We start from the raw sequence: 12,626 nt of genomic DNA, 5'->3' as shown, positions 1-12,626 counted from the left end.
AAAGGATTGGAGAATTATGGATGATATAATATCCGCTCAAGAGAGCTTTCAAGACATCTATTGTATGTTTTATAAAAAAGTGTACCGGATTGCTTTTTCCATAACGAAAGATGTACATTTGGCAGAAGATGTATTGCAGGAAACATTTTTGAAATTTTATCAAAAGGCTGAACAAATTGAGGATATGGAAAAAATCTCTGGTTGGCTCGGTACAGTAGCAGCGAGAACTGCGATAGATTTTCTTCGGAAGGAACAGAAAACGCCGTGCCCCCTTGATGAATTATCTATCAGTCAAGGGGGCAATGTGGAACAAACAGCAGAATATGAATGGCTGAAAGAGACCATTTCTCAAGAAATTCGGAAACTAAAACCGAAATACCGCGAAATTTTAGAATTGAAATTGTATTATGATTTAAAAGAACAGGAATTAGCTCAACAGCTAAAGCTTTCGAAAGGAACAGTTAAAACTAGGCTTCACAGGGCAAGACGCACGCTGAAAGTGTCGTTGAAAGATGCGATGTAAAGTTCGGGTGCTCTTGCCCCTTTTTTACGTCTTTTCCCAGATTTTTAAAATCAGGGGAGAAGCTTATGAATTTTTCGCTTTTCGATATTGATACTGCTTCCATTGGAACCGGATAAAGCAGCCGATGCAAAATCCTAAAATCGCAATGAAAGCCGCTGAAAAAACTAAAATCGAAAAAATATATCCTAAAACATCAATATGAAAAGAAAATCCGATAAAAGCTAGCAGCAAGCATGTGCAGGCAATGATTTGATTGAATTGCTGATCAGATCTGTCTTCTAAATGATAGGACGAATGTGGTTTTCGTAAAAACGTTTTAGCGGCCGCCATAATCGGATTGACACCAAAAATGAGTCCAATCAAGCCAGCAATAAGCGGAATAAGAAGAAAAAGCGGCTCGTTTGTGATCCAAGTGATCAAAACAGACAAAACAATTGTCCATTGATTCGTTCTAACTAGAGGACGAGGGATGCCGTCCATGGTAATCCCACCTTTCCATATATGTTTTATGATATTTATATCATAAATGTGCAGGCATTGCATCTTTTTTGATTTTGATCAAGCCTCCATTCATATAATTATGTTACAATGGTTGGTAGATATTATGGAAATTAGGGGGATATGAAAATGTCAATCGGTTATGTAAATGGTCGCTTTGTTGACCTCAATGAACCGGTGATCCCGATTGATGAAAGAGGACACCAGTTTGGCGACGGAGTGTATGAGGTGATCCGCGTTTATAACAAAAAGCCGTTTATGCTGCGCGAGCATTTAGAGCGGTTACAGACAAGTGCTGAAGCGATTAAATTAAAACTCGATCAAACATTGGAGCAATATGAACAGCTGATAAAAGAAGCAATTGAAAAATCAGCATTAACAGATTGCGACGTCTATTTGCAAATTACGCGCGGAGTGGCCGTTCGAAATCATTTGTTTCCAGATGTTTCTGTTTCAACAACGATGACCGTAAGACCTGCAAAGCAATTGCCCCATCATTTGCGGGAGAACGGCGTTTCTGCTATATTCCATGACGATGAGCGGTGGGCCAATTGCTATATTAAATCGCTTAACTTATTGCCGAATATTTTAGCTAAACAAACCGCCCATGAAAAAGGAAGCTATGAAGCGATTTTAGTCCGTGATGAATATGTGACGGAAGGGTCGAGCTCCAACGTATTCATCGTCAAAAACGGAACAATTTATACGACGCCGCTATCAAAGCATATATTGTCAGGAATTACAAGAATGGCGGTAAAATCGATCATTGAAACAGAAGGTTTAACATTAGTAGAAGAAAAGTTTACGAAAGAGGATGTACTTGAAAGCGATGAAGTCTTCATTACGAGCACAACTTCTGAAATTTTACCAATCGTGACCGTAGACGGGCAAAAAATTGGCACGGGAAAACCGGGTGAGATCGCGACAACACTTTATCAAAAATTCCAAGAAAAAATCGCAAACGAATAACGAGCCTATTGATTGTAAAAGCCTGCAAGAAATCTTTCCTGCCAGGCTTTTTTTTATCATAAAAAACAGGGGGAAAACATGAATATTATTGATCTTCATTGTGATGCGCTGATGAAGCTGGCGAATGCTAAAGGAAAGCTGAAGTTTGCTAACGCCTCGTATTTGGATACGAATAAACAAAGATTGATCAAAGGTAAAATTAAGGTTCAATGCTTTGCCGTTTTTATCGATCAAAAAATAAAAACTGAATACAAATTCCAAGCGGCGCTTGAACAAATCGATCTGTTTTTTACAGAAGTGCTTGGAAACAATCCGGAAATGAAGCAAATAAAGGATTGGTCTGATATTTATAAGCTTGAGGAACATGAAATTGGGGCGATGCTGACTCTCGAAGGTGTGGATGCGATTGGCGGAGATCTCTACAAACTTCGACTTCTTTATCAGCTGGGAGTTCGATCGGTTGGATTGACATGGAATTATGCCAATCTGGCAGCTGATGGAGCACTTGAAGAACGAGGCGCTGGTGTAACAGCATTTGGCAAGGAAATCATAAAAGCAAACAATGAGCATCGCGTTTTCACTGATGTCTCCCATTTATGCGAGCGTGCGTTTTGGGATGTAATCGAGCTTGCGGATTATCCGATTGCGACCCATTCAAACGCCCGCGCCTTATGTGATCATCAGCGCAATTTAACCGATGAACAGGCAAGGGCAATGTTTCAAAAAGGCGGTACCATTCACATCGTGTACGCCCCCCAATTTTTAACAACTAATGATCAGGCAGCAATCAAAGATGTAATCAAACATATCGACCATTTTTGCATGCTAGGCGGAGTGAAACAAATCGGACTTGGCTCTGATTTTGACGGAATTGAGCAAAAAGTAATAGGATTGGAAAATGCGGCAAAAACACAAAACTTGATCAATGAACTGCTGAAATATTATAATGAGGACGAAGTGAAAGGATTTGCGTATCAAAATTTTCTCAATCATTTACCGAAATAGGTGCAAAAGCAAACTGTTAAGATTGCTTTTTTTTTGGGTTTAAATCCCCAAAAACATACTTGACTTATCGGAATTATAAACATTATAATATAAAAAACGAACGATTAAAGGTGGTTAATTTTATGGAAAAAATGTACTATATTCCGAGCCAACAGGCATCGTTAGCTGCCACATTGCATATACCGAACGCTCCAGCTAAAAACGAAAAATTTCCGGTTGTTGTTATTTGTCACGGTTTTATAGGAAGCCGAATAGGTGTCAACCGATTGTTCGTCAAAGCAGCCAACCATTTTGCTTCGCTCGGATTTGCCGTTTTGCGGTTTGATTACGAAGGCTGCGGCGAAAGCAGCGGTATTTACGGAACTTATGGCCTCGACCGCTTTATTGAACAAACGATTCATGTCATCGATTTTGTTGAAAAGCTTCCTTTCATCGACAAACATGAATTATATTTGCTTGGCCATAGTTTAGGAGGAGCAGTGGCGACACTCACAGCTGTACGGGATGACCGCGTGAAGAATTTGGCGATTTGGGGAGCGGTCGGTCGGCCATTTGAAGATATAGCGGCCATAGTTGGAAAGGAAGGCTTAGAAGAAGCAGAATCAAGCCAATATGTTGATTATGAAGGCTATTCCTTAACGAAAACATTTTTCCGCTCGCTTGAACAGTACACTCCTTTACAAGAGGCAAAATCGTTTACAGGTGACGTATTCGTTGCCCACGGAACAGAAGATGAAGTCATTTCTCCTTCTTATGCTTGCCTGTATGAAAAAAGCTTCAAAAAAAGGGCTAACAGCGTTGAAAAATCACTCATTATCGGCGGAAACCATACATTTTCGTCTATTTGTCATTCAACCGAATTGTTTCAACAAACAGGAGAATGGCTTGAACGGCAAAGAAAGTTAAACGATGATCGAAAAAAAAAGATTATTTAATGAAAGAGTTTCTAAACGAAAAAGAAGGTTGACCGGACAGCTCGGTCAACCTTCTTTTTTTAATAATAAGGAGAAATCAAGATGTATACAAGAACACCAGTAAATGAGACGTATAGCCAAATCGGCATCGCCCAGCGAACAATTTTCCGGTGTTTTTCTACCTGTCTTGACATTCCCCAGAAAAAGGCAAACAATGCAAGCGGAACAATGACGGCTGCTAATATACTATGGGAAGTAAGAATAAATAAATAAAATGTTTTCATAAATCCTTCACCGCCATAACGGGTCGGTTCAGATTGCAAAAAATGATAGGTTAAATAAGAAATACAAAATAAGGTGGTCGTTGTAAACGCTGCGATGATAAAGTTCCGGTGTACTTTGATATTTTTCTTTTTAATTGCATAAAGAGCAGCGAGCAGAAAGACGAACGTAAAGCTGTTAAAAATCGCATTAAGTCTTGGGAAAATCGTCAAATCAAAATGGACTTCGCCTCGATATCCGAGTGGAGAGAAAAATAACAGTAAAATAACGGCATTTATAATAACTGAGAGTGTCACAACAATGCCGGTGTAATTTTTTTTGTTGTGAGGCTGTTCATAGTTTTGAATGGAGTCCATTTTTTTCCTCCTAACATAAATTTTCTCATTGTATATTTTATCATTTTAAAATGGATTTAAAAGTGACAAAGTGGTGAAAATCGAAATTTTGACAAATCTCTACTTAAATTCTAGAAAAATTTTGATAAAATGGAAATAAAGAAAAAATAGTTCTTTTGGAGGGGATGAGGATGTACAAAAAAATATTAGTTCCTATGGATGGATCTGCCCATTCTACACGCGCGCTTGAACATGCTGTAAAACTTGCCAAAACAGTTGGGTCTGAAAAAATCACGATTTTGCATGTCAATAATTTAAGATTTACAGAGCAGTATTATTTTGTTGATATTTCCAAATTAATTGATGAAGAGAACGAAGCGATTTTAAAACCAGCGATTGAATTCCTTACTGAAAGCAACGTCCCGCATGAAACACATATTTTCCAAGGAGAGCCAGCAACAATTATTACGGATTATGCAAAAGAACATGACTATTCCATCATTGTAATGGGGAGTGCAGGAAAAGGCGCGCTTAAAGCAACGTTGTTGGGAAGCGTCAGCCGAAAAGTAGCTCAAGAGGCTCACTGTCCAGTCTTAATCATTAAATAAAAATAAGAAATTTGTCCATTTTAGTTTACATACGAGCTAAAATGGGCTTTTTTTGTTTGCTATAAAGTGAAAGGGAGAAATTGTTCAAAGCTTTTGATTATTACTGGATAGGATGAAATGAAGAGGGGATGGGCACTGCAGAGAATAACAATATGCCTTAAATTACAGCAGAAGCTGTTTTGGGAATAATTTACAATTGCTGTGGCAAGAAAGGCGGTTTGCGGCATGCACTGCCCATGAATAACAGCAGTATAAACGTATTTGTGCATTAAATGAAAAACGTAGAGCAACGACGTCTGGTTTATAAGCAATCAACTTTCTGCAAGGAAAAGCAAATCAATTGCTCTATTGTGTACATCAATCGGCACCAGCTGTTACGACTTGACAAAAGAAAGGGACCCAAAATGCTGACCTTTTTGGATCCCTGCTTTTATGGCCAAAAATGAGTGCAAACGTTAAAATACTGGAACATCTTTTTATGGGAATCGCTTTAAAATCCCTTTTCCTTTTCACACATTTCCACTGCAAAGCTTCTTTAGCAGGACAGATCATTTTTTTCATTAAAATAGGCATCAAACGTTTCAGCTTTCAAAATTTCTGTTGAACGTTTCCATAGATTTGGGAAGCGGATCGCATTCAACACTATAAGAATAGGCATTGTATGCATTTAATATTTCGGTCGCCAACTGCATGTGACGAGGATTTCATTTTTTTGATATCTCTGATACAGTTACAAACTCATAACCTTGTTGTTTTAAATATGGCAAGATTAGCTTCAATGCCTCTACTGTGGATGAATGAATATCGTGCATTAAAATGATGGAACCGTTTTTTGTCTTGGCTTGAACGATTTTAAGTACTTTTTTTGGGTCATCCGTTTTCCAATCTAATGTATCTACAGTCCATAGAATGATAGGCTTTTCAATAGCTGATCTGACCTTTTGATTAACAGCCCCATATGGAGGGCGGACGCAATTCGCTTTTAAGCCCGATGCCTTGAAAATTTCTTGATCGGTCATATTTATTTCTTCAAGTATTTTCTCTTTTTTTAAAGTTGTAAAATCTTTATGGCTAAAGCTGTGGTTGCAAATTTCATGTCCTTCCGAACCTATTCTTTTTACAATATTAGGATAAAAATTAACTCTTTGACCAATCACAAAAAAAGTGGCTTTTGCATGATACGATTTTAATAAATCCAAAATTTCTGTTGTATATTTTGGGTGAGGTCCGTCATCAAATGTTAGAGCAACTATTTTTTTGCTTTTGATCGGCTCGTCTTTTTGGATGGGAGGTTTTTTCGGCAATGGTTCTGCTTTTTTTGGTTTGTTTTCTTCCATCCGTAATCGCTTCCGCCACTCCTCTGTCAATAACTCTTTTCCTTTCGTCAAAGGAATGGAAATTTCAGGACTTTCAGCACCTTCTGTTACTTCATTGCTATGAAACTTGAAAACAATGAATTTGTTTGTCAAATAAATATTGGAAAAATCGTTATATGGGTGATTGAGCCACTTGTTAAGCTTCTTTTTGCTAAAGCTTTTTTTATATTTTTTTGATTGAAGAAACTGGTCCGTCAATTGAACATGCAGCTTTTCTTTTGTTTTTTCATCGATTTCTAGAATGTCTTGGCTGTTTATAAAACGTTCTGCTGCCAAATCGACTATGAAGATTTTAAAGTCTTTACTTTCTTTTTCCCCATCTGAATGGCTTTCCGAAGTAAAAACAAAAGAATAGACGCTGTCTGTGACCGGATAGAGGCGAAAAGTCAGAGAAAAATTCGACGGATCTTTAAACAAGCGCCATTTTTGGGATTGAATTTGTTCGTGAAACCGTCTTTTCTCTTCTTTGACATAAGACTGGATGGATGCATTCAGTTTGCTGCTTTGAAATCTCGGATAGTGTATGGCGGAATGGAATTCTTTTTTATCCTCAATATCTGAAATTAAGTCAACTCCATCATATTGCGATTTTTCTATTTGTTTGCTTCCATTTGCTGGGACAGACTGTACCCTTAATGTTTTGTAATAAAAAGACATTAAAAAAATGAAAATGATCGAAATGAAAACGATGCCGCTTATTTTCCATACAAACGATTTCACTAATGTTCACTGCCTTCTTTAAATAAATGCCGTATGTAAAATGTCAACGAATATAGAGTACTATCAGGATGAAAAGATGTCAAAGCCGTTTTCCATTTTTAATAAATTTTTTTAAAATTGGCTTTTATATCCATACATTTCTGCGATCCTTATGAAATTCGAAATATCATCATAAATATATTGTTTCAGTCCGTTTTCTTGAGCTTGATTCATATACTTGATGATTCTTTATCTTCTTGTCATTTCATTCATTGCTTCGGTTTGGATATGCGCTTCACCAATCTTTTTTGAAAGCTTCGTAAATCGATGTCGGATCCATTGAAACGTTTGTTGTCGTTTGAAACTTTCGAATTCAAACAATTTGTTGCTTTTCTATTTTTCGAGACGATCTAGCGGTTTAGCAATGTCATAGAGGATATCCAGTATTTTCAATTTCACTGCGTAATGTATGTATCAAATATTGATAATCCTGGTTCAAGATGTTGAATGGTTCACTTGCTGTTTGTAGAGCCGTTATAATGTTCATCTAACTAATCTTTTGTTGCCAAACGAAAGCTTCCCAATTTTTTGATATTGTAATGCGATGTACAGGAAGTTGCCAACCTAATATATACAGACGTTCTCTCTTTAATATATGGTTCAGCCTGCTGAAAAAATTCTCCTGAATTTGTATAATATGGGTTTCGATTAAGTTTCGTTTGTAATGTCAATTGCCAGAGGAGTGACATATACTAACTTTAACGTTTTTGTTACTGCGGTGAACTAATGAGGCGTTTTTTTAGAAACATTGCACACTAGGTTGTCGGAAGCCGTAAGCGAATTTCAACAGTGTTTTTTGCTGTGTGCTCAAAATAGATCAGCAGGGGAATAAGCTGTTTTACTTCGGGACCTCCAGCCTACAAAGGTTTTATATTCAGCTGGAGAAGGGAGATCATATATGGATTTTTTAATTTTCAGAATTGATAAGCAAGTTTCTTTACATTTGTTTTCGATTGCGTTTACAATGAAATTATAAACATTTTTGGCAAAGGAGGAATTTTAGATGTATGATGTGATCATTGTGGGTGCCGGTCCTGCAGGGGCAAGTGCTGCGCTGTTTACAGCGAAGGCTGGAAAGAAAACATTAGTTTTAGATCACGATAAGTCAATGACGAAAAGGGCATGGATCGAAAACCACTATGGTGTTTTGGAAATTACAGGTCCTGATTTAATTGATATTGGGAAAAAGCAAGCGGAAAAGTTTGGGGCAGAAATAAAAAACGAGCAAGTGGAAACAGTTGAAACAAAACAGGATGGACTTATCGTCAAAACCGATGGCGGTTCGTATGAAGCGAAGCATGTTATTTTGGCGACAGGAGTATTGACGGATTTAGCCGAGAAAATCGGATTAAAAACAAAAGACGGAACAGAGCCGCGCATCAAAAAAATATTCGATGTGGATCCAAATGGAAAAACAAATATTGACGGAATTTGGGCAGCAGGTACAGCTGCTGGCGTAAGCGTACATACAATTATTACCGCCGGTGACGGTGCAAAAGTGGCAATCAATGTCATCAGCGAGCTGAATGGCGAACGGTACGTCGATCATGATTTATTGAAAAATTAACTTATTTATTGAAAAATTAACTTCAAAAAAGACAGGACATTCATTTGTCTTGTCTTTTTTTATGCTTTAAAACTCGAAATTGGGTGCAAGTCGAAAATCTGTTTTACATTCGTTAATTGATAAACAACGAAAACATTCCCTTACATGGATTGTATTAGGAAGTAAAAAATTCTAAAAGAGCAAAGTGCTGTGTATTCAGCAAAAGGCTTCCGAAAAACATTTAGATCCCGACTTTTGCTGGAATATTTATGAATAATATGAAAAGATTTTTTAATGAATTCTAGATTAGAAGATGGTAGGGTAATTAAGAGCGAAAAAAAGGAGGTAAGGATTTATGAAGAAAATAAAAAAATTCATCTTCTCCTCATTTATTGCTCTTGCTGCCATTGTTTTCACTGGACAAGGAAGTGAGGCAAGCGCTGCCTATTCGGTGAAAAAAGGAGATACACTCTGGAAAATTGGTGTAAAATACGGGGTTTCAGTTCAAAAACTAAAATCCGTTAACAATAAAACAACTGATGAACTGTATGTTGGAGAAGAGTTGACGATCCCGCCAACGATCTCAGCAAGTGAAAAAGATTTATTGGCTAGATTAGTAGAAGCAGAAGCAAAAGGAGAACCATATCAAGGAAAAGTTGCGGTTGCCACTGTTGTACTAAATCGCGTAGACAGCCCTTTATATCCTGATACAATTACAGAGGTTATTTATCAAGATCGCCAATTTACTCCTGTAGCAAATGGAGAGATTAACAAGCCTGCAAGTGAGGAATCCAAAAGAGCAGTAAATGAAGCTTTGGCATTCCACGGCTTAGGTCAGGGCTCCCTGTATTTTTATAATCCGAAAAAGACAGACGACCAATGGGTTCGAGCTAAAAACACAACGATTGTTATAGGCGATCACGTTTTTGCGAAATAAGGAAGCTGCCGCAGATAGGCAGCTTTCTTTTTTGGTGCGCCCGGCATATGTGTAATCTAGGGTGAAAGTCCCGAGCTGCGAAGGCAGAAGTAGCAGTTAGCTTAACGCAAGGGTGTCCGTGGTGACGCGGAATCTGAAGGAAGCGAGCGGCAAACTTTGGGTCTCTCGGAACACGAACTTCATATGAGGCTAGGTATCACTGGGTGAGTTTGCACAACAAAACGAAGTGCTTTCTGCCGAAGGTGATACAGAGTACATGAAGCAGATAGATGGAAGGAAAGATTACACTCTTACCCGGGGAGGTCTGGCTGGCACGCCAAGTAACCTTGGTAACCTATCGAGTAATCGATAGCTGAACAGTCAGAAGTCAGCAGAGGTCATAGTACTCTTTCGAACTCGAGACGAAAGAGGAAGGACTGAACAATTAGGGAGAACGAAACACTAGGCGTTCATCTTGTGTGTGGAAGCAGACAATCCGACAGGACTTACTTGAAGGAGGAAGTGGTGAGTCCCACGGGGGACTTCAAGAGGGGGGAGCAGAAAATGGCACAAATAGAAGAATTCGTTCACGTGGAGAGGATATCTATGTTGATGGACATGATTTTGTCACGGGAGAATCTCCTGGCGTTTTATTTTATATGAAGAAAAGTTCGGAAAAAGTGACAATGTTTTGACGAATCTAAAACTGAAATATTTTGCTGCTTTATAATCACTATTGCCATTCGCTGAAGCAAGAGCAATTAATAAAAAAGCCCTTGAATTTTAAATTGGAGCCCTTAAAAATAGGGAATCGGCTATACATAGAATTTATGTATTTGTCTATAGCTTCCGCCGCATTTTTACATACGATGAAATAGATCGTATGAAGGGAGGGGTTTGATTGGCTCTGCAATTAATGAAATTGGTTGTCACTGCGTCCACAACAACGAATGTCGTTCCTCAAGATCAAAGATTTTTCTACGTCACGACTGCAGAGACTGCTCCGGGAAGTACGCTCACCATTGATGCAGCCAGCTTTTTTCAAGATGATGGTTCAGCTGTTACAGAATTGCCTGCACTGGCAGCTAACAACAGTTATTATAATGTTTATGTCAACGGAGTGCTTCAAATGGGCGGACTAAGTACGTATACGCCGGGAGCAACGACGGTCGGTTCGCTTGCGATCAATGTGCCTGCAGGTGGAGATCCAATTTTAGCTGACACGCCAATTGTACTGGAAGTGGTCAATTATTCACCTCAATCGACAACTGTTGTGTCAGCTTAACAAAATCAGGATCCGAAAGTCCTTCTTTTGGATCCTGATTTTTTTATCCCGTGCAGGCATCACCTATTTCCTCAATTATAAATATATGGAAATAAATTCCAAAATAATAGGAACACCTTTTTGCGGGACATCGCTTGATTTTAATCTTAACATTCCTTTTTTCACTTCATAAATGTTCGGCGGTTGTAAAACACCGTTAATGAAAAGCCGGATATAGGATACATCTTTTGGATCCAAGATCCCTTTATTCGTAAATTCTTTGATTTGATCGGCGTCCGTATAGATCGTCTTTTTTCCATCAGCTAAAGCATAATAGTAAAATGTTTCAGCTTTTAAAGGTTTCCGTTTCGTATGAAGCCGAACATTCATATGGAGGCGGGAGGCGGAACGGACCCAATCATATAAAAAGGGAACATCGATTGTGTGATTTTCCTTCATTTTTGTATCACCTTTACCGTAAACTGTTTGTTTTATCATATGTTGGTTCAAGAAAAGGTGAGCTAGCAAAAGAAAATGTTTTTGTTGAATTAACCATTTCTGACCGTCGATTTTGAAAAGGTTTGTATTCCTTACAGTTTTACGTAAAGTATTCGATGATGGCGTTAGGAAAATAATAGTGAATATATTGTTCCATCGTCTCTTTCAGCTCCCTTTCCTCTTCTGTTTGATAAACATATTTGCCAATTCCATACCGCCCCCACTTGTATTTTCTTTTTTTCTCATCCATTTCCAGTTTCGTTTTTGGATACCTTGCTTCGATAACTTTTTTGGCAGGTTTCGTGAATCTGTGTTGAATCAATTCAAATGTTAAGTTATCGTCTTCGATTACGTCACCCAGTTTTTTGAATAATTTTCTATATCCTTCTTTCCATCCATCATGCCGATATAGCGGAGCAACAACAAAACCGATAGGATATCCTGCTTTTGCGACTTTCAAAGCGGCGCTGATTCTTTCATCCAATCTTGATGTTCCCGGCTCCAGATGACGAATGACCCAATCGCTGTTGATGCTGAATCGGAAGCGGGTGTTGCCGTTATGTTTGGCATCCAATAAATGGTCTACGTAATGATATTTCGTTGTAAACCGCAATCTCCCCAGCTTTGTTTCTCCAATAAATTCGATCGCTTTTTTGAGTGAATGTGTTAAATGATCTATCCCGACGATATCAGACGTACACGAAGCTTCAAATCTGGTTATTTCTGGAACTCTCTCTTCTATATACTGTTTAGCTTGCTGAAAAATTTCCTCTAAATTTACATAAACGCGAATGTAGGGTTTGCTTCCTAACGTTGTTTGCAAATAGCAGTAATGGCAATGCCCCATGCAACCGGTTGCCAGTGGAATGGCGTATTCGGCAGAAGGCTTGCTCGTATCAAATTTCAATGTTTTTCGAACCCCGATGACTAAAGTCGACTTCGCATTGCGGTATTTCTGGAGAGGTGTTTCTCCGGGGATATTACGCACTTGATTGTGGGAAGTTGTATAGCGAATGTCGATTCCCATTTTTTCGAATTTTTCTTTCCATTCCACTCCAAGCGGGTATTCAAGGGCTCTTGGTTCAATGTATACGAGTTGTGGAATAAACGGCTTCATGATCAATCACCTCTAT

14 protein-coding genes are annotated in these 12,626 nt (G+C 38.4%); 9 read left to right on the top strand and 5 right to left on the bottom strand.

From position 1 onward, the window contains the following. The first annotated feature begins 16 nt into the window (after window positions 1-16). Window positions 17-523, top strand: a complete 507-nt coding sequence (locus NSQ61_RS09005) for an RNA polymerase sigma factor (RefSeq protein WP_063389419.1) — start codon at window positions 17-19, stop codon at window positions 521-523. Window positions 524-586: 63 nt separating this feature from the next. Here the strand turns inward: NSQ61_RS09005 and NSQ61_RS09000 are convergent, their stop codons facing one another. Then, window positions 587-1,003: a DUF4395 domain-containing protein gene (locus NSQ61_RS09000; RefSeq protein WP_063389418.1), complete on the bottom strand. Its 417-nt coding sequence runs from the start codon at window positions 1,001-1,003 to the stop codon at window positions 587-589. Window positions 1,004-1,150: 147 nt separating this feature from the next. Here NSQ61_RS09000 and dat point away from each other — a divergent pair, with 147 nt between their 5' ends. The 3 genes from dat (at window position 1,151) to NSQ61_RS08985 (ending at window position 3,930) form a co-directional block, all read left to right on the top strand. Further along, entirely contained in the window at window positions 1,151-1,990 is an 840-nt protein-coding gene (gene dat / locus NSQ61_RS08995) for a D-amino-acid transaminase (RefSeq protein ID WP_063389417.1), read from the top strand. A 78-nt stretch (window positions 1,991-2,068) separates the two neighbouring features. Further along, window positions 2,069-2,995, top strand: a complete 927-nt coding sequence (locus NSQ61_RS08990) for a dipeptidase (protein WP_340806792.1) — start codon at window positions 2,069-2,071, stop codon at window positions 2,993-2,995. Window positions 2,996-3,105: 110 nt separating this feature from the next. Next, window positions 3,106-3,930, top strand: a complete 825-nt coding sequence (locus tag NSQ61_RS08985) for an alpha/beta hydrolase (RefSeq protein WP_261308796.1) — start codon at window positions 3,106-3,108, stop codon at window positions 3,928-3,930. 59 nt (window positions 3,931-3,989) lie between these two features. Here the strand turns inward: NSQ61_RS08985 and NSQ61_RS08980 are convergent, their stop codons facing one another. After that, complete coding sequence (locus NSQ61_RS08980; RefSeq protein WP_063389414.1) at window positions 3,990-4,547, bottom strand: DUF420 domain-containing protein; 558 nt, start codon at window positions 4,545-4,547, stop codon at window positions 3,990-3,992. A gap of 170 nt (window positions 4,548-4,717) precedes the next feature. On the opposite strand from NSQ61_RS08980, the gene NSQ61_RS08975 reads away from it, so the two are divergent. After that, the gene (locus NSQ61_RS08975) at window positions 4,718-5,134 is read left to right on the top strand and encodes a universal stress protein (protein ID WP_063389413.1); all 417 of its coding nucleotides are present in this window, start codon (window positions 4,718-4,720) and stop codon (window positions 5,132-5,134) included. A gap of 704 nt (window positions 5,135-5,838) precedes the next feature. On the opposite strand, the gene NSQ61_RS08970 is transcribed toward NSQ61_RS08975, so the two are convergent. Further along, on the bottom strand, window positions 5,839-7,230 hold the full coding sequence (locus tag NSQ61_RS08970) for a polysaccharide deacetylase family protein (protein ID WP_117017210.1): 1,392 nt from the start codon (window positions 7,228-7,230) through the stop codon (window positions 5,839-5,841). Window positions 7,231-8,272: 1,042 nt separating this feature from the next. On the opposite strand from NSQ61_RS08970, the gene NSQ61_RS08965 reads away from it, so the two are divergent. From NSQ61_RS08965 to NSQ61_RS08950, 4 genes are all read left to right on the top strand, one after another. Further along, the gene (locus NSQ61_RS08965) at window positions 8,273-8,836 is read left to right on the top strand and encodes an FAD-dependent oxidoreductase (RefSeq protein WP_311067113.1); all 564 of its coding nucleotides are present in this window, start codon (window positions 8,273-8,275) and stop codon (window positions 8,834-8,836) included. Between the two features lie 334 nt (window positions 8,837-9,170). Next, window positions 9,171-9,752 (top strand): cell wall hydrolase, encoded by a 582-nt coding sequence (locus NSQ61_RS08960; RefSeq protein WP_311067114.1) that lies wholly within the window; start codon window positions 9,171-9,173, stop codon window positions 9,750-9,752. Between the two features lie 458 nt (window positions 9,753-10,210). Beyond that, window positions 10,211-10,426, top strand: coding sequence for a hypothetical protein (locus NSQ61_RS08955; RefSeq protein WP_311067115.1), 216 nt, complete (start codon window positions 10,211-10,213; stop codon window positions 10,424-10,426). A 206-nt stretch (window positions 10,427-10,632) separates the two neighbouring features. Next, window positions 10,633-11,016: a DUF4183 domain-containing protein gene (locus NSQ61_RS08950; RefSeq protein ID WP_311067116.1), complete on the top strand. Its 384-nt coding sequence runs from the start codon at window positions 10,633-10,635 to the stop codon at window positions 11,014-11,016. 75 nt (window positions 11,017-11,091) lie between these two features. Here NSQ61_RS08950 and NSQ61_RS08945 read toward each other — a convergent pair whose 3' ends face one another. Both NSQ61_RS08945 and splB read right to left on the bottom strand, forming a co-directional pair. After that, on the bottom strand, window positions 11,092-11,454 hold the full coding sequence (locus NSQ61_RS08945; RefSeq protein ID WP_311067117.1) for a DUF4183 domain-containing protein: 363 nt from the start codon (window positions 11,452-11,454) through the stop codon (window positions 11,092-11,094). 139 nt (window positions 11,455-11,593) lie between these two features. Then, on the bottom strand, window positions 11,594-12,610 hold the full coding sequence (splB, locus tag NSQ61_RS08940) for a spore photoproduct lyase (protein ID WP_339194957.1): 1,017 nt from the start codon (window positions 12,608-12,610) through the stop codon (window positions 11,594-11,596). Between the last annotated feature and the right edge of the window lie 16 nt (window positions 12,611-12,626).

Origin of the sequence: Aeribacillus sp. FSL K6-1121 (assembly GCF_038003725.1) — a bacterium.
GTDB classification, from domain to species: domain Bacteria; phylum Bacillota; class Bacilli; order Bacillales; family Aeribacillaceae; genus Aeribacillus; species Aeribacillus composti.
Note: the sequence above shows the minus strand (reverse complement) of the source record. Positions and strands in the feature narration are given on the sequence as shown.